16 protein-coding genes and 1 riboswitch are annotated in these 17,702 nt (G+C 68.3%); of the genes, 7 read left to right on the top strand and 9 right to left on the bottom strand.

All coding sequences use genetic code 11. The features are described from left to right. Nucleotides 1-26 precede the first annotated feature (26 nt). The 5 genes from OHA64_RS32050 to OHA64_RS32030 all read right to left on the bottom strand — a co-directional run bounded on the left by OHA64_RS32050 (nucleotide 27) and on the right by OHA64_RS32030 (nucleotide 5,325). Entirely contained in the window at nucleotides 27-431 is a 405-nt protein-coding gene (locus OHA64_RS32050; protein WP_405619021.1) for a hypothetical protein, read from the bottom strand. A 20-nt stretch (nucleotides 432-451) separates the two neighbouring features. After that, the gene (locus OHA64_RS32045; RefSeq protein WP_405619019.1) at nucleotides 452-2,071 is read right to left on the bottom strand and encodes a glycoside hydrolase family 3 protein; all 1,620 of its coding nucleotides are present in this window, start codon (nucleotides 2,069-2,071) and stop codon (nucleotides 452-454) included. A gap of 7 nt (nucleotides 2,072-2,078) precedes the next feature. Next, on the bottom strand, nucleotides 2,079-2,933 hold the full coding sequence (locus OHA64_RS32040; protein ID WP_405619017.1) for a carbohydrate ABC transporter permease: 855 nt from the start codon (nucleotides 2,931-2,933) through the stop codon (nucleotides 2,079-2,081). After that, nucleotides 2,930-3,913, bottom strand: a complete 984-nt coding sequence (locus tag OHA64_RS32035; protein WP_405619015.1) for a carbohydrate ABC transporter permease — start codon at nucleotides 3,911-3,913, stop codon at nucleotides 2,930-2,932. The genes OHA64_RS32040 and OHA64_RS32035 overlap by 4 nt, the downstream gene beginning before the upstream one ends. Nucleotides 3,914-4,038: 125 nt before the next feature. Next, nucleotides 4,039-5,325 (bottom strand): extracellular solute-binding protein, encoded by a 1,287-nt coding sequence (locus OHA64_RS32030; RefSeq protein ID WP_405619013.1) that lies wholly within the window; start codon nucleotides 5,323-5,325, stop codon nucleotides 4,039-4,041. Between the two features lie 371 nt (nucleotides 5,326-5,696). Here OHA64_RS32030 and OHA64_RS32025 point away from each other — a divergent pair, with 371 nt between their 5' ends. The 6 genes from OHA64_RS32025 (at nucleotide 5,697) to OHA64_RS32000 (ending at nucleotide 13,029) form a co-directional block, all read left to right on the top strand. Continuing rightward, nucleotides 5,697-6,461 carry a GntR family transcriptional regulator gene (locus OHA64_RS32025; RefSeq protein ID WP_405619011.1) on the top strand — a complete coding sequence of 255 codons (765 nt, stop codon included), beginning with the start codon at nucleotides 5,697-5,699 and terminating at the stop codon, nucleotides 6,459-6,461. Between the two features lie 213 nt (nucleotides 6,462-6,674). Next, nucleotides 6,675-6,938: a DUF3311 domain-containing protein gene (locus OHA64_RS32020; protein ID WP_405619009.1), complete on the top strand. Its 264-nt coding sequence runs from the start codon at nucleotides 6,675-6,677 to the stop codon at nucleotides 6,936-6,938. Continuing rightward, the gene (mctP, locus tag OHA64_RS32015; protein WP_405619007.1) at nucleotides 6,935-8,563 is read left to right on the top strand and encodes a monocarboxylate uptake permease MctP; all 1,629 of its coding nucleotides are present in this window, start codon (nucleotides 6,935-6,937) and stop codon (nucleotides 8,561-8,563) included. The genes OHA64_RS32020 and mctP overlap by 4 nt, the downstream gene beginning before the upstream one ends. 192 nt (nucleotides 8,564-8,755) lie before the next feature. Further along, nucleotides 8,756-9,262, top strand: a complete 507-nt coding sequence (locus OHA64_RS32010) for a GNAT family N-acetyltransferase (RefSeq protein WP_405619005.1) — start codon at nucleotides 8,756-8,758, stop codon at nucleotides 9,260-9,262. Between the two features lie 126 nt (nucleotides 9,263-9,388). After that, a riboswitch (cobalamin riboswitch) is annotated at nucleotides 9,389-9,471 on the top strand. Between the two features lie 145 nt (nucleotides 9,472-9,616). Next, nucleotides 9,617-11,971, top strand: a complete 2,355-nt coding sequence (locus OHA64_RS32005) for a ribonucleoside-diphosphate reductase subunit alpha (RefSeq protein WP_405619003.1) — start codon at nucleotides 9,617-9,619, stop codon at nucleotides 11,969-11,971. After that, on the top strand, nucleotides 11,971-13,029 hold the full coding sequence (locus OHA64_RS32000) for a ribonucleotide-diphosphate reductase subunit beta (RefSeq protein WP_405619001.1): 1,059 nt from the start codon (nucleotides 11,971-11,973) through the stop codon (nucleotides 13,027-13,029). Before OHA64_RS32005 ends, OHA64_RS32000 begins: the two co-directional genes overlap by 1 nt. On the opposite strand, the gene OHA64_RS31995 is transcribed toward OHA64_RS32000, so the two are convergent. Then, nucleotides 12,942-13,184: a hypothetical protein gene (locus OHA64_RS31995; RefSeq protein ID WP_405619000.1), complete on the bottom strand. Its 243-nt coding sequence runs from the start codon at nucleotides 13,182-13,184 to the stop codon at nucleotides 12,942-12,944. The two genes, OHA64_RS32000 and OHA64_RS31995, sit on opposite strands and share 88 nt — an antisense overlap. 92 nt (nucleotides 13,185-13,276) lie before the next feature. On the opposite strand from OHA64_RS31995, the gene OHA64_RS31990 reads away from it, so the two are divergent. After that, nucleotides 13,277-14,278, top strand: coding sequence for a GlxA family transcriptional regulator (locus OHA64_RS31990; RefSeq protein ID WP_405618998.1), 1,002 nt, complete (start codon nucleotides 13,277-13,279; stop codon nucleotides 14,276-14,278). On the opposite strand, the gene OHA64_RS31985 is transcribed toward OHA64_RS31990, so the two are convergent. The 3 genes from OHA64_RS31985 to def all read right to left on the bottom strand — a co-directional run bounded on the left by OHA64_RS31985 (nucleotide 14,232) and on the right by def (nucleotide 17,624). After that, nucleotides 14,232-15,599, bottom strand: coding sequence for a cytochrome P450 (locus OHA64_RS31985; RefSeq protein ID WP_405618996.1), 1,368 nt, complete (start codon nucleotides 15,597-15,599; stop codon nucleotides 14,232-14,234). The genes OHA64_RS31990 and OHA64_RS31985 overlap by 47 nt on opposite strands. Continuing rightward, complete coding sequence (gene cyc1 / locus OHA64_RS31980; protein ID WP_405618994.1) at nucleotides 15,599-16,681, bottom strand: epi-isozizaene synthase; 1,083 nt, start codon at nucleotides 16,679-16,681, stop codon at nucleotides 15,599-15,601. The genes OHA64_RS31985 and cyc1 overlap by 1 nt, the downstream gene beginning before the upstream one ends. A 292-nt stretch (nucleotides 16,682-16,973) precedes the next feature. Further along, entirely contained in the window at nucleotides 16,974-17,624 is a 651-nt protein-coding gene (gene def, locus OHA64_RS31975) for a peptide deformylase (RefSeq protein WP_405618992.1), read from the bottom strand. Between the last annotated feature and the right edge of the window lie 78 nt (nucleotides 17,625-17,702).

Here is a 17,702-nt window from a genome sequence, read left to right as displayed (position 1 = left end):
CCGCGGGAGTCTCGTCCCACACGTCCTCAGGGCGCCGCAGGTCCGTCGTCCTCGGTCGGGTCGTCCTGAGCGGTCAGGCCGGCCACCCACAGCGGCATCAGCCAGTGGACGACAAGGACGGCCATGAGGACGGGCGACGCGTAGGCCCTGGGTGCGTCGCCCTCGGCGGCACTCGCCGCGAGGAGGCCTGCGGCGGCCAGGACCAGCAGCAGGATGGCGATCCGGTGGGCCCGGGCAAGAACCCGGCTGCGTTCGGCCGACTGCCGCTCGTCCAAGGCACGTTCGCGCAGTTCCAGCGGGCCTCGGGTGGCACCGTTGACCGCTCCCGTCGCCACCATCCAGGGCAGCATCAGCACGGCCATCACGACGACGGTCCACATCTGCTCCGCCTTCGCGAGGCTGAAGTGGGTGATCAGTCCCCCGATGGCCACGGTGAGCGTGACATGTGCGGCTACACCCCTGCGACGACCTCCGCCGCCGCTCGGCCGCAGACGCGGGCCGCGCCGTGGGTGGCGATGTGGAGGGCGCCTCGGGGGGCTGCCTGAGGCAGACCCATCTCGACGACGATCGTGTCGGGGCGGGCGGCCAGCAGGGTGCCGAGGGCGGCGGCCATCCAGGGATGACGGTGTTCGTCGCGGACGACGGCCACGATGCGGCGTCCGCCCGCCGCCTCCAGGGCGGCCGGACCGGCGTGCTCGTCGGTGAAGGTTCCCGTCTGCGTGCCTGGGAGCAGACGGGCCAGCTCCGCGGCAACGCCCCAGGGGGTCTCGTCGCCCACGGCGATGTTGGCCACCGGAGTGAGCGCGGCGACATACGGGGGCTCGGTGAGCGGGGTGAAGTTCTCAGCCCCGGTGAGGCGCAGGGCACGGCGGGCGGCGCGGAGACCGACGTCGTCGACGGCGGGGGACGCCGGGACCGGAGAAGCAGAAGAGGTAAGGGAGGTCGGAGAGCCTTGCGAGACAGGAGAAGAGGGAAGAGCCGACGCGGCCGGGGAGGTCCAGGAGGCCTGGGAGGACCACGCGACCGGGGAGGCCCCCGTCTCGTTCCCCCGGCCCCTCGTCGACGCCGCCCAGCGGGCCAGGGTCCGGACGCGATCCGCCGCGTCCGCCAGGCGCTCCTCGGGGAGTTCGCCGGAGCGGACTGCGGTGACGAGGGCGTCGCGCAGGCGGCGTACCGTCTCGTCGTCGGCCAGGCCGCCGCCCACGCAGATGGCGTCGACGCCGGCCGCGAGGGCGAGAACACTGCCGCGTTCGATGCCGTAGGTGCCGGCGATGGCCCGCATCTCCATGCCGTCGGTGACGATCAGGCCGTCGTAGCCGAGTTCGCCGCGCAGCAGGCCGGTGAGGACCCGCCGGGACAAGGTGGCGGGACGTTCCGGGTCCAGGGCCGGGACCAGGATGTGAGCGGTCATCACCGCCCGGGTGCCGGCGGCGATCGCCGCGCGGAACGGGGTGAGTTCACGGTCGTGCAGCACGGAACCGTCCGCGTCGATGCGCGGCAGCGCGTGGTGGGAGTCGATCGCCGTGTCGCCGTGCCCCGGGAAGTGCTTGGTGCAGGCGGCGACTCCGGCGGACTGGAGGCCGGTGACATAGGCGGCGGTGTGCCGGGCGACCAGGTCGGGGGCGGCGCCGAAGGAACGCACGCCGATCACCGGGTTGCCCGGGTTCGAGTTCACGTCGGCCGAGGGTGCCCAGTTGAAGTTCACGCCGCAGGCCGCGAGGCGACGGCCGAGTTCGAGAGCCACCTCCCGGGTCAGCTCCACGTCGTCCACCGCACCCAGCGCGTGGTTGCCGGGGAAGCTGGAGCCCGTGCGCACCTCCAGGCGCGTGACGTCTCCGCCCTCCTCGTCGATCGCGACCAGCACGTCGTCGCGTTCGGCGCGCAACTGGGCGGTGAGGGCGGCCAGTTGATCGGGGGAGGCGATGTTGCGTCCGAACAGGCCGACCGAGGCGAGGCCCTCGCCGAGGCGACGCAGCAGCCAGTCGGGGGCTGTGGTGCCCGTGAAGCCTGGCTGGAGGACGGTGAGGGCATCTCGCGTCAGGGTGTCCGTACCGCTCGCGATAGTCGTCATCGGGGCGTCATCCCTTCACGGCGCCGGCGGTCAGACCCGCGGCCATCTTGCGCTGAACGAGGAGGAAGAGGACCACGATCGGCACGGCCATCATGGTGGATCCGGCCATCATCGGAGCGTATTCGGTGCCGTGCTTGGTGGTGAAGTTGCCGAGCCAGACGGTCGCGGTCTGGTTCTTCTGGCTGAGCAGCATGAGGGCGTAGATGTACTCGTTCCATGACAGGACGAAGCCGTACACGGATGTGGCGACCATGCCGGGGGCCAGCAGCGGAAGGACGATCCGGACGAAGGCGCCGGTGCGGGAGCAGCCGTCGACCATCGCCGCCTCCTCCAGTTCCCGCGGGATGTTGACGATGAAGCCGCGCAGCGTCCACACCGTGAAGGGGAGGATGAAGGTCAGGTAGGTGATGATCAGGCCGGAGAGCTTGTCGTACTGGTCCAGGTCGTTGAGCAGCAGGAACACCGGGATGATCATGGCGACCAGCGGGACCATCTGGACCGCGAGGATGCCCACGATCACGATCTTGCGGCCGCGGAAGGCGAACCGGGAGATGGCGAGAGCGGCCAGCATGCCGACAACCATGCCGATCGCGACCACGGCGAGCGACACGATCAGGCTGCGGCCGACCGGGCCCCAGAAGTCCGCGATGTCGAGCGCGCGGCTGAAGTTGGACAGGGTCAGTCCTGTCGGCAGCAGGCTCGGGTCCGGGTCGATGGCGTCCTTGGCCGGCTTGAACGCCGTGTTCAGCATCCAGTAGACGGGGAAGCCCGCGGTGACGAAGACGAGGAGGCCGAGGAGGTTCCAGCCGGCCTTCGACTTCCGGCGCACGGGAGCGGGCCCAGGAGTCGTCAGCGTACTCATTCGACCTCTCCGATCTTCAGCATCTGGCGCATGTAGACGGCGACGACACCGAGCAGCAACAGCACGGTGAGCAGGGCGATCGCCGAGCCCTGGCCGTAGTCGTTGACCACGAAGGCGCGGTCGTACGAATAGGTGGTGAGGAGTTGGAACTCGGCCTCCGGGTGGCCGTTGCGCATCACGAAGACCTGTGGGAAGACGCCCATGTCCCAGATGACCGACAGGGTCGTGAGCATCACGATGATCGGCTTGAGGATGGGCAGGGTGACATGGCGGAAGACGCCCCAGGCGCCCGCACCGTCCAGACGGGCCGCCTCCTCCAGTTCCTTCGGGACCTGGGTGAGTCCCGCACTCAACGTGATCACGACGAAGGGGATGGCCCCCCAGACCACCAGCAGCATGATCACGGCCAGGCCCTGAGGCCCGCTGGCGAACCAGTTGTGGCCGATCATCTCCACACCGGGCAGCTTGCTGAGCAGCGCGTTGAGGATGCCGTAGTCCGCGTCGAACAGCCATTTGAAGACCGTGGTGGCCACGATGATCGGCATGCCCCAGCTGGCCACCAGCGCGATGTTGACCAGCGTCTTCACCCAGCCGGAGACCCGCTGGAGCAGCAGGGCGATGAGCATGCCGGCGGCCATGGTGAAGATGACGGAGCCGGCCGCGAAGACGATCGTCCGGACGACGACCGCCCAGAACTCCCCGTCCCCCAGCACCTTGGTGAAGTTGTCGAAACCGACCGACTCGGCCGGCTGGAAGCCCCACAGCTGGGACTGCCCGAACTTCTGGAAGGAGAGGGTGACCAGGCGGACCAGCGGATAGCCGAGGACCAGCCCCAGGATCAGCAGGCAGGGGGCGAGCAGCAGCCAGGGGGTACCCGCTCCGCCGGAAGGCCGTGCTCTGGGTGGCTTGGTCGCCTCGGACGGCGGTGGCGGTGCCTTCCGCGGCGGCGCCTTGGCAGGGGTGGTCGTGTCGGCACTCATCGTGCGCTCCTCAGCGGTCCCTCAGGTCGTACGAAGGGAAGTCCCGCACGCTCGCGCGAGGACCAGGCCCGCGGAGCCGTACGAGAGGTGGGGCCCCGCCGGTTGCGACGGGGCCCCACCAGCGGTCATTTGGTGTTGATGACCTTGTCGATCGCGGCGTCCGCTTCCTTCGCGGCCGCCTCGACCGACTTCTTGCCGGTGCCGATCTCCTGCAGCATGGTCTGCAGGATCTGGGCCTTCTCGACCTGGCCCCAGCCCGGTGCCATCGGGACGAACCAGTTGGACTCGGCCGCTGTGGCCGGAACCGCCGTCGCCGGGTCCTTCTTGAGCGTGGCGAGGTCGGTCTTGTTGTTGGGCAGGTTGCCCTTGGCGATCAGGCCCTTCTGGCCGGCGGGACCGGTGAACGCGTTGATCCACTCGGCGGCGACGGCCTGCGCCTTCGACTTCACCGGGACGGCGAGGTCCGAACCGCCCAGGAAGACGGGGAGGTTCTTGCCGGACGGGCCCGGCATCACGAAGTTCTGGAGGTTGCCCTTGAGCTTGCCGGTCTTGTCGTTCTCCGGCGTCTCGGAGGTCGCGCCCTCCCAGGCCGCGCCGAAGATCATGCCGGACTTGCCCTGGCCGTAGACGATGTAACGGTCGGACTCGTCCTTGGTCTTGTCGCCGTGCATGTACTTGTCGACGACGTTCTTGAACTCGGTGAGGCCCTTGACGGACTCCGGCGAGGACAGGGTGCCCTTCCACTGGCCGCCCGACTCGGCGGCGATGGAGCCGCCGGCGTCGTAGACGAAGGACATGGCCGCATACCAGTCACGGGTGGGCTGGTACCAGGCGCTGAACTTGTCGCCCTCCTTCTTCTGCACCTTGTTCAGGGCGGAGGTCAGCTCGGCGTACGTCTTCGGGGTGGACTTGACGCCGACCGAAGCGAACAGGTCCTTGCGCCAGTTGGCGACGCGGCCGCCGGCGTAGTAGGGAACGCCGTACGTCTTGTCCTGGTACGTCACCGAGGCCTTGAGGCCGTCCAGCCAGGCGGAGGACTTGTCGAACTTGGCCGGGTCGAGGGGGGCGAAGGCGCCCTTGACCATGTAACCGAGCATCTCGGTGTTGCCCATCTCGACGACGTCGGGGGCCTTGTCGGTGGCGAGAACGGCGTCGAGCTTGGTGTTCTTGTCGGGCCAGCCGTAGTACTCGTGGTTGATCTTGATGCCGGGGTGCGCCTTCGTGACCGCGGCGTCGGCGGACTTGACCAGCTGCGGCCAGTTGTTCTGCGCGTCGACGGTGAGCCAGACGGTCAGTTCCTTGGCGTCCGCGCCGCTCTTGTCCGAGCTCCCGCTGCCACTGTCGTCCCCGCACGCCGCGATGGAGACCATCATGCCCGCGATACCGATCGCGGCTATCAGCTTGCGCTTCACGCCACCCTCCTCAGGGATGCCCACAAACCCCCCTGCTCCCACGTAGCCCATGGGCCAGGACCTGGACCAGTGGTGTAGACCAGTGGGCAGAGCTTGGCTCAGACCAATAGGGCTGTCAAGGGTGTACGAGTCCGCTCTCACCAGCCGTTATGCGACCTACATATGCAGGAACCTTTAAGTAAGAAGCCCTCGAAAACCGGCCCGCTGAGCGGGCGAATCGGGTAGACCACTTCGCGTACCCCACGAGCCTGCGCGGTGGACTAGACCAGCAGGGTCCGTGCAGGTATACAGAAGGGATCACGGAGCGCGCGGAGAACGCGCGCACGTGGCCGTGCCACGATGTGGGCCACCAGGAGCCGGGAAGGCAGAACATGAGCACCGACGTCAGCAGTGCGGAGAACGAGGGTGGGGCTACCGTCCGTACCGCGCGCGTGCCCAAGTACTACCGCCTGAAGAAGCATCTGCTCGACATGACGGAGACGCAGTCGCCCGGCACGCCCGTGCCGCCCGAGCGCACGCTGGCCGCCGAGTTCGACACCTCGCGCACCACCGTGCGCCAGGCCCTTCAGGAACTGGTCGTCGAGGGACGCCTGGAGCGCATCCAGGGCAAGGGCACGTTCGTGGCCAAGCCGAAGGTCTCGCAGGCCCTCCAACTCACCTCGTACACCGAGGACATGCGAGCCCAGGGCCTCGAACCCACCTCCCAGCTGCTGGACATCGGCTACATCACCGCCGACGACCGGCTCGCCGGTCTGCTCGACATCACGGCCGGCGGGCGGGTGCTGCGCATCGAGCGCCTGCGCATGGCCAACGGCGAGCCGATGGCCATCGAGACGACCCACCTGAGCGCGAAGCGCTTCCCCGCCCTGCGCAGGTCACTCGTCAAGTACACGTCCCTCTACACCGCGCTCGCCGAGGTGTACGACGTCCATCTCGCCGAGGCCGAGGAGACCATCGAGACCTCGCTGGCCACTCCGCGCGAGGCCGGCCTGCTGGGCACCGACGTGGGCCTGCCCATGCTGATGCTGTCCCGGCACTCGCTGGACCGGACGAGCCAGCCGGTGGAGTGGGTGCGGTCCGTCTACCGCGGGGACCGCTACAAGTTCGTGGCACGGCTGAAGCGCCCGCAGGACTGACAACGCGGCAGTACACGCGGTGCACCGCAACCGCCCCTGGGTGGCAGCCGTTACGGACGGCTGCGCTGTTGCCCCGCACTGTTGACGGCCCACACGGAACCGACACATACCGGTATGCGGACGAGGGGTTCCATATCTGCGACACCGTGACCTAGATTGCCTGCGCATTACACAGGTGATCACAGGTGATCAGCGAGGGGACGGAGTCACCCGATGTCGAACGATCCGGAAGTGAGCAGAACGGTGGTGACACCCGCACGGGTGGCCATCGCCGTCTGCCTCGTCGCGCCCTTCGTGGCGATGCTGTGGGTGGGCTCGTACGCCAAGACGGACCCCGCGTTCATCGGCATCCCGTTCTTCTACTGGTACCAGATGGCGTGGGTGCTGATCTCCACCGCGCTGACGGTGACCGCCTACAAGCTGTGGCAGCGTGACCAGCGCGCCCGCTCGACCCAGCAGGGCGGTGCGTCGAAGTGAACGACGGCGTGAACGGCGTCGCACTCGGCGTCTTCATCTTCTTCTTCCTGGCCGTCACGGTCATGGGCTTCCTCGCCGCGCGCTGGCGCAGGGCCGACGACGAGCACAGCCTCGACGAGTGGGGTCTGGGCGGACGCTCCTTCGGCACCTGGGTCACCTGGTTCCTGCTCGGCGGTGACCTGTACACGGCCTACACCTTCGTGGCGGTCCCGGCGGCGATCTACGCGGCGGGCGCGGCCGGCTTCTTCGCGGTGCCCTACACGATCCTGGTGTACCCGCTGATCTTCACCTTCCTGCCCCGCCTGTGGTCGGTGTCCCACAAGCACGGGTACGTGACCACGTCGGACTTCGTGCGCGGTCGCTTCGGCTCGAAGGGGCTCTCGCTGGCGGTGGCCGTGACCGGCATCCTCGCCACGATGCCGTACATCGCGCTCCAACTGGTCGGCATCCAGGCGGTGCTGGACGTGATGGGCGTCGGCGGCGGCGAGGACACCAACTGGTTCGTCAAGGACCTGCCGCTGCTGATCGCGTTCGGTGTGCTGGCGGCGTACACGTACTCGTCGGGCCTGCGCGCCCCCGCCCTCATCGCCTTCGTCAAGGACACGCTGATCTACATCGTCATCGCGGTGGCGATCATCTACATCCCGATCAAGCTGGGCGGCTTCGACGACATCTTCGCCAAGGCGGGCGAGGCGTTCAGCCAGACCAACCCGGCGACGGGCAAGCCACGCGGCGCCCTGGTCCCGGCCGAGGCCGGCCAATGGACGTACGCCACGCTCGCGTTGGGCTCCGCGCTGGCGCTCTTCATGTACCCGCACTCGATCACGGCGACGCTGTCCTCGCGCAGCCGTGAGGTGATCCGCCGCAACACCACGATCCTGCCGCTTTACTCGCTGATGCTGGGCCTGCTCGCGCTGCTGGGCTTCATGGCGATCGCGGCCGGGGTCAAGGTCACCAACGGCCAGCTGGCGATCCCGCAGCTCTTCGAGAACATGTTCCCGGACTGGTTCGCGGGCGTGGCCTTCGCGGCGATCGGCATCGGCGCACTGGTCCCGGCGGCGATCATGTCGATCGCCGCGGCGAACCTCTTCACCCGCAACATCTACAAGGACTTCATCAAGCCGGACGCGACACCGAAGGAGGAGACGCGGGTCTCCAAGCTGGTCTCGCTGCTCGTGAAGGTGGGCGCCCTGGCCTTCGTCCTGACCATGGACAAGACGGTCGCGATCAACTTCCAGCTCCTCGGCGGCATCTGGATCCTGCAGACCTTCCCGGCCCTGGTCGGCGGCCTGTTCACCCGCTGGTTCCACCGCTGGGCACTGCTGGCCGGCTGGGCGGTCGGCATGGTGTACGGCACGGTCGCCGCGTACGGGGTCGCCTCGCCGACGCAGAAGCACTTCGGCGGCTCGGCGAAGGAGATCCCCGGCATCGGGGAGATCGGCTACATCGGCCTGACGGCGTTCGTCCTGAACGTCGTGGTCACGGTGGTCCTCACCTTCGTCCTGAAGGCCCTCAAGGCCCCCGACGGCATCGACGAGACGTCCCCGCAGGACTACACGGCCGACGCGGGCGACCGGGGCGTCCAGACGGAACTGCCGCCGGCGACGGCGGGCTCCGCGCACTGACGCGACGACCGCGACAAGGGCCTGTCCGGCGCGATCCGCCGGGCAGGCCCTTTTCGCGTACGCGCACCTGCCGGGCCGCCGCAACAGCGCGCTGAGGGTGGGGGGTTTCGCCGCCCGCGGCTGGGCCGCGTTGAAGGGCCGCCGGAGGAAACCCGGCGGCCCTTCGCCGTGCCCTTGGTGCACACTCCCGGCATGGACCTCGTGATCCGGCAAGCAGCCCCTGACGAATACGACACCCTCGGTGAAATCACCGCCCGCGCCTACCTCCTGGACGGTCTCCTCGACTTCGGCGAGAGCGACCTGTACCTCGGTGAACTGAGAGACGTGGCCAAGCGCGCCGCCGCCGCGGACGTGCTGGTGGCCACACAGGGCGAACAGATCCTCGGCGGCGTCACCTTCGTACCGTCCGGCGGGCCCATGGCCGACATCGCCCGCCCCGGAGAGGCCGAGATACGGATGCTCGCGGTCGCCCGGGAGGCGCGCGGACGCGGAGCCGGTGAGGCGCTCGTGCGGGCCTGCGTAGACCGGGCGAGGGCCACGGAAGGCTGCGTACGAGTAGTCCTGTCGACCCAGCGGACGATGCGCTCCGCCCACCGCATCTACGAACGTCTGGGCTTCGTCCGGGTCCCCGAGCGCGACTGGAACCCGATCCCGGAACTGGACGACATCATGCTGCTCACTTACGAATTGTCGCTGTGAGTCGACCCTTCGAGTTGACGCTGTGAGTTGACACTCTGCCACGCTCCGAAGTGGACGCGACACAACATATGGGGGTGCTGTCTCCACCCGGCACAAGATGTATGCTCATGCTCGCTGTCGCCGCAGGGGAATCCGGTGCGAATCCGGAACTGTCCCGCAACGGTGTACTCATGCGTGCAAATGCGCTCATGAGAGTCAGTCCGAGGACCTGCCGACAGTGCGCCCGGCCATCCGGCCCGGGTGCTTGACGTCCGGGCCTCGTGGAATGGGCCGGTGGACGCGACGCCGTGTGCGCTCGTGTGCTCCCGCCTGCCCGCCGTGAGGCCCCCCTGCCGAGCGAGGGAGAGCCCCCACGTGACCATCGCGCCAGCCGATCCGGTATCAGCGACAGCTCCTGTGGAACCCGACGGCCCCGGAACCGCGTTGCTGCGGACCCTGGCCGAGCTGACCGCCGACCTCCCCGACGCCGACCCCGGCAGGGTCGCCGCCGCCGCGCTGCGCGGGCGCTCCGCGCGGGCTGACGAGTCGGAGCTGCGTGAGCTGGCCACCGAGGCGGCCGCCGGCCTCATCTCCGAGGACCCCGTCTACTCGCGGCTGGCCGCCCGTCTGCTCGCGATCAGCATCCGCGCCGAGGCCGCGTCCCAGGGCGTCACGTCCTTCACCGGCTCGGTCGCCGTCGGACACCGGGAAGGCCTGATCGCCGACCGTACGGCCGAGTTCGTACGCCTGCACGCGGACCGCCTCGACACCCTCGTCGACACTCAAGGGGACGACCGCTTCGGCTACTTCGGCCTGCGCACCCTGCACAGCCGCTACCTCCTGAGGCACCCGATCACCCGCCGCGTGATCGAGACTCCCCAGCACTTCATGCTCCGGGTGGCCTCCGGCCTCGCCGAGGACGACACCCACCGTGCCGTCGACGAAGTAGCCGCGCTCTACAAGCTCATGAGCCGCCTCGACTACCTCCCCTCCTCCCCCACCCTCTTCAACTCCGGCACCCGGCACCCCCAGATGTCGTCCTGCTACCTCCTCGACTCCCCCAAGGACGAGCTGGACTCCATCTACGACCGCTACCACCAGGTGGCCCGGCTCTCGAAGCACGCGGGCGGCATCGGCATCGCGTACTCCCGCATCCGCTCCCGGGGTTCACTGATCCGCGGCACGAACGGGCACTCCAACGGCATCGTCCCGTTCCTGAAGACCCTCGACGCCTCGGTCGCCGCCGTGAACCAGGGCGGCCGGCGCAAGGGCGCGGCCGCGGTCTACCTGGAGACCTGGCACTCGGACATCGAGGAGTTCCTGGAGCTGCGGGACAACACCGGCGAGGACGCCCGCCGGACGCACAACCTGAACCTCGCGCACTGGATCCCGGACGAGTTCATGCGCCGCGTGAACGCCGACGCGCAGTGGTCGCTGTTCTCCCCCGCCGACGTGCCCGAACTGGTCGACCTGTGGGGCGAGGAGTTCGACGCCGCCTACCGCGGGGCGGAAGCGAACGGCCTGGCGAAGAAGACCATCCCCGCCCGTGATCTGTACGGCCGCATGATGCGCACCCTCGCCCAGACCGGCAACGGCTGGATGACCTTCAAGGACGCCGCCAACCGCACCGCCAACCAGACGGCCGAGCCGGGTCATGTGGTCCACTCCTCCAACCTCTGCACGGAGATCCTGGAGGTCACGGACGACGGCGAGACGGCGGTCTGCAACCTGGGCTCGGTCAATCTCGGCGCCTTCGTCATGGACGGTGACATCGACTGGGAGCGGCTGGACGAGACCGTCCGCACCGCCGTGACCTTCCTGGACCGGGTCGTCGACATCAACTTCTACCCGACCGAGCAGGCGGGCCGCTCCAACGCCAAGTGGCGTCCGGTAGGCCTCGGCGCGATGGGCCTGCAGGACGTCTTCTTCCAACTGCGCCTGCCCTTCGACTCGCCCGAGGCGAAGGCGCTCTCCACCCGTCTCGCCGAGCGCGTCATGCTCGCCGCGTACGAGGCCTCAGCCGACCTCGCCGAGCGCAACGGCCCGCTGCCGGCCTGGGAGAAGACCCGCACCGCCAAGGGTGTCCTTCACCCCGACCACTACGACACCGAGCTCACCTGGCCGGAGCGCTGGGCGGCCCTACGCGCCCGGATCGCCGCCACCGGCCTGCGCAACTCCCTGCTGCTGGCCATCGCGCCCACCGCCACCATCGCGTCGATCGCCGGCGTGTACGAGTGCATCGAGCCGCAGGTCTCCAACCTGTTCAAGCGGGAGACGCTGTCCGGTGAGTTCCTCCAGGTCAACTCGTACCTGGTGAACGACCTGAAGCAGCTCGGCGTCTGGGACGCGCGCACCCGGGAGGCCCTGCGCGAGGAGAACGGCTCGGTGCAGGCCTTCACCTGGATCCCCGAGGACGTACGGGCGCTGTACCGCACGGCGTGGGAGATCCCGCAGCGCGGCCTGATCGACATGGCCGCCGCCCGGACCCCGTTCCTGGACCAGTCCCAGTCCCTGAACCTCTTCCTGGAGACGCCGACCATCGGCAAGCTCTCCTCGATGTACGCGTACGCCTGGAAGTCGGGCCTGAAGACGACGTACTACCTGCGCTCGCGTCCGGCGACCCGGATCGCCCGCGCCGCCCGGGCCACCGTGCCCGTACAGCAGGCCGCCGACCCCGAGGCCGTCGCCTGCTCCCTGGAAAACCCCGAGTCCTGCGAGGCCTGCCAGTAATGACCAGCGAAACCAAGGCCGCACCTGCCGAGGCCGCACCTTCCAAAGCCGCGGCTTTCAAGAACCTGCTCGACCCGGGCTTCGAGCTGACCCTGCGCCCCATGCGCTACCCCGACTTCTACGAGCGCTACCGGGACGCCATCAAGAACACCTGGACCGTCGAGGAGGTGGACCTCCACTCGGACGTCGCCGACCTCGCGAAGATGACGCCGGCCGAGCAGCACCTGATCGGCCGCCTGGTCGCGTTCTTCGCGACGGGCGACTCGATCGTCGCGAACAACCTGGTGCTGACGCTCTACAAGCACATCAACTCCCCCGAGGCGCGCCTGTATCTCTCCCGGCAGCTGTTCGAGGAAGCGGTCCACGTCCAGTTCTATCTGACCCTGCTGGACACCTACCTCCCCGACCCGGAGGACAGGGCCGCCGCCTTCGACGCGGTGGAGAACATCCCGTCCATCCGCGAGAAGGCCGGGTTCTGCTTCAAGTGGATCAACGAGGTCGAGAAGCTGGACCGGCTGGAGACCCAGGCCGACCGGCGCCGCTTCCTGCTCAACCTCATCTGCTTCGCCGCGTGCATCGAGGGCCTGTTCTTCTACGGCGCCTTCGCGTACGTCTACTGGTTCCGCAGCCGCGGCCTGCTGCACGGCCTGGCCACCGGCACCAACTGGGTGTTCCGCGACGAGACGATGCACATGAGCTTCGCCTTCGACGTGGTGGACACCGTCCGCAAGGAGGAGCCGGAGCTGTTCGACGACGAGCTTCAGCAGCAGGTCACCGACATGCTGAGGGAGGCCGTCGAGGCCGAGCTGCAGTTCGCGCGCGACCTGTGTGGTGACGGCCTCCCGGGCATGAACACCGACTCGATGCGGCAGTACCTGGAGTGCGTCGCCGACCAGCGCCTGACGCGCCTCGGCTTCGCCCCGCTGTACGGCTCGGAGAACCCCTTCTCCTTCATGGAGCTGCAAGGGGTTCAGGAGTTGACCAACTTCTTCGAGCGGCGTCCGTCGGCGTACCAGGTCGCGGTGGAGGGCACCGTGGACCTGGACGAGGACTTCTGATCCTCGTACGCCTCGCGGGCCTCCTGGGCCTCCCTGATCTGACGGTCGATGCGCCTGTCACGCAGGATCCCGACCGCTGACGGGAGGACCAGGAGGGCGAGGATTCCGAGGACGGTGAGCATGGCGATCAGTCCTTCTGTCGGTGCGGTAGTCATGACACCACTGTCGTGCCCGAGACTCCTTACCGACAGTGGCAGGACTGCCGCACACCCTCGACTTGCTGCCACTTCCGCGACACACTGGCACCATGCTGAGCAACGTGGCCGCCGTCGTCCTCGACGGCGTGAACCCTTTCGAACTAGGTGTCATCTGCGAGGTCTTCGGCACCGACCGAAGCGACGACGGCCTGCCCGTGTACGACTTCGCGGTCGCCTCGGCCGAAGGCCCCACGCTCAGCGCGCGTGCGGGCTTCTCCATGCGGCTCGAGCACGGCCTGGAGCGCCTGGAGTCGGCCGACCTGATCGCCGTGCCGGCCGGGGCTCACTACGAGACCCGGACCTTCCCGCCGGAGATGCTGGACGCCCTGCGGCGCGCTGTGGAACGCGGGGCGCGGGTGCTCAGCGTCTGCTCCGGCGTCTTCGTGCTCGCCGCGGCCGGACTGCTCGACGGCCGGAGCTGCGCCGTGCACTGGTATCACGCGGACGGGCTGGCACGGGCCTACCCACGGCTGACCGTCGAGCCCGACGTGCTGTACGTGGACGCCGACCCGGTGATCACCTCGGCCGGCACCGCCGCCGGGATCGACGCCTGTCTGCACATCGTGCGCAAGGAGCAGGGCCCCGAGGTCGCCAACAAGATCGCCCGGCGGATGGTCGTACCGCCGCACCGGGAGGGCGGGCAGGCCCAGTACATCGAGCGCCCGTTGCCGCGGTCGCAGTGCGACACCGTCGGCGAGGTGCTGGTGTGGATGGAGCGGCACCTCGACGAGGAGGTCACCGTCGAGCAGCTCGCCGAGCGCGCGCACATGTCACCGCGCACCTTCGCCCGCCGCTTCCAGCAGGAGACGGGGACGACTCCCTACCGCTGGATTCTGCGGCAACGCGTGCTGCTGGCCCAGCGGTTGCTGGAGGCGACGGACGAGACGGTGGACGCGATCGCCGGTCGAACAGGGTTCGGCAACGCGGCCGCGCTGCGTCACCAGTTCGTCCGGGCGGTGGGGACCACCCCGAACGCCTACCGGCGCACCTTCAAAGGCCCGGAGGTCACCGCGGCACCGCCTTCAGCAGCAGTCTCTTCGGCCGCAGGGTGATGCCCACCCGGGTCGACTCGTCGGCCTCCGGGAGCCGTTCGAAGCGCCAGCGGGGGATGACGGTCGCCAGGATGATGCCGAGTTCGGCCACCGAGAAGTGGTCCGCGGGGCATTTGCGGTTGCCCGCGCTGAAGGGACTCATGGCGTACTTCGGCACCTCGTCGGAGTGTCCCGGGAGCCAGCGGTCGGGGTCGAAGTCGAGGTGCTGCTCGTACGACCGCGGGTCTCGCTGGAGAGCGAGCGGGCTGTACACGATGTCCGCCCCGGCCGGAATGCGATACCCGCCGAGCTCGGTTTCGGCCATGGCCCTCCGGGTCAGAATCCAGACGGCGGGGCGTAAGCGCAGCGCCTCGGTGACGACATTGTTCGTGTGGGTGAGCTTGTGGAGATCGCCGAATGTGATCACGCGGTCGCCCACGACCGATTTCACCTCCTCACTCATCCGGTCCGCGTGTTCCGGATGCTCCGCCAGCAACTGCAAGATCCACATCAACTGGGACCCCACGGTTTCGCTGCCCGGGGTGAGTATCGCTATGACCTGATCGTGCACCTCCCGATCGTTGACCGGTTCACCGTTCTCGTCCTTTGCCTCCAGCAATGCGGTGAGCAAATCGTCGGGCTTCTCGGGGGCTGCCCGGCGTTCCGCGATGACCTCGTCGGCCAGCAGATGCAATTCGGCCAAGGCCCGGTCGAATTCCCGGTGCGAGGGCAGCGGGAGCCGGTAGAAGGGGCCGAAGGAGAGGATCATCCGCCGGTACATACCGCCGAACACGGTGGCGAGGGCGGTGCTCAGCCGCTCGGCCAGATCGTCGATGTGCTCGATCTGCAGAAAGCACCGGGCCGTCATGCGCACGCCCACCCGGAACGCCTCCGAGGTGACATCGACGGTGTCCCCCGCCTGCCAGCGCGCGGCGAAGGCGAGCGACTCCTCGACCATGACCCGCTCGTACTCGTGGATGACGTCCTTGCGGAACGAGGGCTGGATGGTCTGCCGTTGGCGCCGGTGCAGCGGCCCGTTGCTGGTCGCGACCCCCTTGCCCAGGAGCACGTCCAGGGTGTCCCAGAGCGGTCCGCCGATCTCGTAGCCGGGGCTGGTCAGCATGTCGCCGACGAGATGCGGAGCGGTGACGGCGTACACCGTCTTCGGTCCGAGCCGCAGCCGGACCAGGTCGCCGTCGTCGCGCAGCCGGGCCAGGAATCCCAGGGGGTCGCGGACCAGCTTCCAGCCGTGGCCGAGGCCCAGGGCGCCTCCGCCCGCGAGGGGTGCTTCAGGCAACCCCGGAGCCGAAGAGGCCTCCGGCTTCACAGACTCGACGGTCATCACTTACCTGCCGCTTCGTTGTTGACGTACGGGGGTGTGGACGGGTCGTCCCAGCTGTCGACCCGGTACCGGCCGGACTCGTGGTGGAACCAGTAGACGGTGCTGAACCAGTTCCGCATATTGCTGACGCAGGCCTCGACGGCGGCACTCAGTTCCTTTCCGCGCACGGTGCCGTCGGCCAGATCGTCGGAAAGCCGCAGGGCATCCCGTTCGGCGACGATGAATTCCGTCACGCATTCCTCCACGCGCCGCCTGACTTCCGCTATCGCCTCTTCCAGGGTCAGCCCGTCGTGTTTTATGAGACTGATCCCGAGATTGTGCACCTCGTCGCCCGCCAATTCCTTGGGAAGTGAGCAGAGGTCGTTGTACCAGGCGGCGAATTCCTGACTCAGCAGTGCCGCCCGCCGATATGCGGGGTGATTTATTACCTGCGCCGGGAGTTCACGGCCGACGCTCGGCTCCAGCAGATCGGTCCAGATCCAGTGCGCGAAGGTGAGCCGCCGCAGCGCCAGGTATTCCTCGACCGTCGGGACGATCCCCTCGGTGCGGTTGCGGAATTCACGGTCGTACGCCTCGATCACCTCGTGGAAGTGGCGGGCGAAGCGGACGTTCCACGTCCGGGGCAGGAACGAGTACAACCGCACCACGCTGTCGGCGAACCCGGCGACCAGGGGATCCTCGTGGTGCAGATGGTCCCGGGGGGAGTCGACGGCCCGGTGCAAGCGGAACCTGAGCTGCCGCCAGGCGGCCGGGCGGCCGTGCACGATGTCGCGGTCGTGGCGGTCGTCCCAGACGAAGAACCAGGCGCTGTAGTCCGCTATCGCCTGGAGGACCTCGTCGGGGGCGCCCAGGTAGTAGCCCGCCATGAGGTCGGTATAGCACAGGCCATCGGCATATTCGCTCACCTTGTCGGCCGGCATGAGCCGTTTTTCCGTCAGCCAGGTTCGGGTCTTCTCCTGGAGCCTGGGCCAATACGGGTGGAGTTGCCTGGGAAACGCTGCTTCGATCACCGGAAGAGCAAGTGCCGGTGGAACCGCGATCGCCGTCGGTGTCGATGTGGTGCTGTGTGGGAAAGCAGGCACGAACAGACCCCTTCCAGCCGCCAGTTGACGCACACCCCTCCCGCCGTGCCGGGCGTGCGCCGTTGCGAATCCCCGCACTTCCCATTCAGCACCACAACTGACCGTTCTGGGAACGGATTTGCTGCATTCGCTATCCCACAGGGCTGGGATTCTCCCCCTTGCGCGACCGGTCCGGATCGCTGGAGGAGCACAGGCGATCGAACGTGCGAGGGACGGACGTACGGCGCCTGTCCGGAGGAGGAAACCCCTGGACAGACGCCGTACGGAAGGGAGATGTGAGGCCCGGGGGGCGTCAGTCGTTGGCGACCACGGGGTAGCGGGGCTCGTTCTCGGCCATCTGCCGCAGCGCGTCCTTGCGCTCGCGCTTGGAGAGCCGGTCGATGTAGAGGTACCCGTACAGGTGGTCGGTCTCATGCTGCAAACACCGAGCGAAGTAGCCGGTGCCGCGCACCTTGATCGGGTTGCCCTTCTCGTCCTGACCGGTCACCTCGGCGTAGTCCGGGCGGGCCAGCGGCGCGTACGCGGTCGGCACCGACAGGCAGCCCTCGTTGCTGTCGTCCAGCCGGCGCTTGTCGGCGGGCAGGTCGACGACCTTGGGGTTGCAGACCACTCCGACGTGGCGCTTGCCCTCGTCGTCCATGCAGTCGTACACGAAGACCTTCAGGTCGACACCGATCTGGTTGGCGGCGAGCCCCACGCCCTCGGCGGTGCGCTGCGAGGCGAACATGTCCGCGACGAGCTGGTCCAGCTCGTCGCCGAACTCGGTGACGTCCTTGCACTCCTTGTGCAGCACCGGGTTCCCGACCACCGTGATCGGCCGCGAGGCGCCACGCTCACGCCAGGCGCTCTCACGCTCCTCGGTGTCCTCGGTGTCGTTGACGAAGCCCTCGTCGTCCACGGGGAGCACGCCCGCGTGCTGCTGATCGGTGTCCTGCTGCGCCATGACCGACGTATGCCTTCCTGCAAGCCTGGGGAAATTCTGCGAGTACAGCCTAAAGGCAGCCCCGAAGCGCAGGATCCG

The sequence above is a fragment of the Streptomyces sp. NBC_00076 genome, from assembly GCF_045041235.1.
GTDB lineage: Bacteria > Actinomycetota > Actinomycetes > Streptomycetales > Streptomycetaceae > Streptomyces.
The sequence above is the reverse complement of the archived record's forward strand: the minus strand, read 5'-3'. Positions and strand labels throughout refer to the sequence as shown.

Excerpts from the sequence above, each read along its gene's own strand:
- OHA64_RS31990 (WP_405618998.1), top strand. The coding sequence starts at position 13,277 with ATGCTGAGCAACGTGGCCGCCGTCGTCCTCGACGGCGTGAACCCTTTC.
- OHA64_RS32040 (WP_405619017.1), bottom strand. The coding sequence starts at position 2,933 with ATGAGTACGCTGACGACTCCTGGGCCCGCTCCCGTGCGCCGGAAGTCG.
- OHA64_RS31995 (WP_405619000.1), bottom strand. The coding sequence starts at position 13,184 with ATGACTACCGCACCGACAGAAGGACTGATCGCCATGCTCACCGTCCTC.
- def (WP_405618992.1), bottom strand. The coding sequence starts at position 17,624 with ATGGCGCAGCAGGACACCGATCAGCAGCACGCGGGCGTGCTCCCCGTG.
- OHA64_RS32035 (WP_405619015.1), bottom strand. The coding sequence starts at position 3,913 with ATGAGTGCCGACACGACCACCCCTGCCAAGGCGCCGCCGCGGAAGGCA.
- OHA64_RS31985 (WP_405618996.1), bottom strand. The coding sequence starts at position 15,599 with ATGACCGTCGAGTCTGTGAAGCCGGAGGCCTCTTCGGCTCCGGGGTTG.
- OHA64_RS32010 (WP_405619005.1), top strand. The coding sequence starts at position 8,756 with ATGGACCTCGTGATCCGGCAAGCAGCCCCTGACGAATACGACACCCTC.
- OHA64_RS32045 (WP_405619019.1), bottom strand. The coding sequence starts at position 2,071 with ATGACGACTATCGCGAGCGGTACGGACACCCTGACGCGAGATGCCCTC.
- OHA64_RS32000 (WP_405619001.1), top strand. The coding sequence starts at position 11,971 with ATGACCAGCGAAACCAAGGCCGCACCTGCCGAGGCCGCACCTTCCAAA.
- OHA64_RS32025 (WP_405619011.1), top strand. The coding sequence starts at position 5,697 with ATGAGCACCGACGTCAGCAGTGCGGAGAACGAGGGTGGGGCTACCGTC.
- OHA64_RS32020 (WP_405619009.1), top strand. The coding sequence starts at position 6,675 with ATGTCGAACGATCCGGAAGTGAGCAGAACGGTGGTGACACCCGCACGG.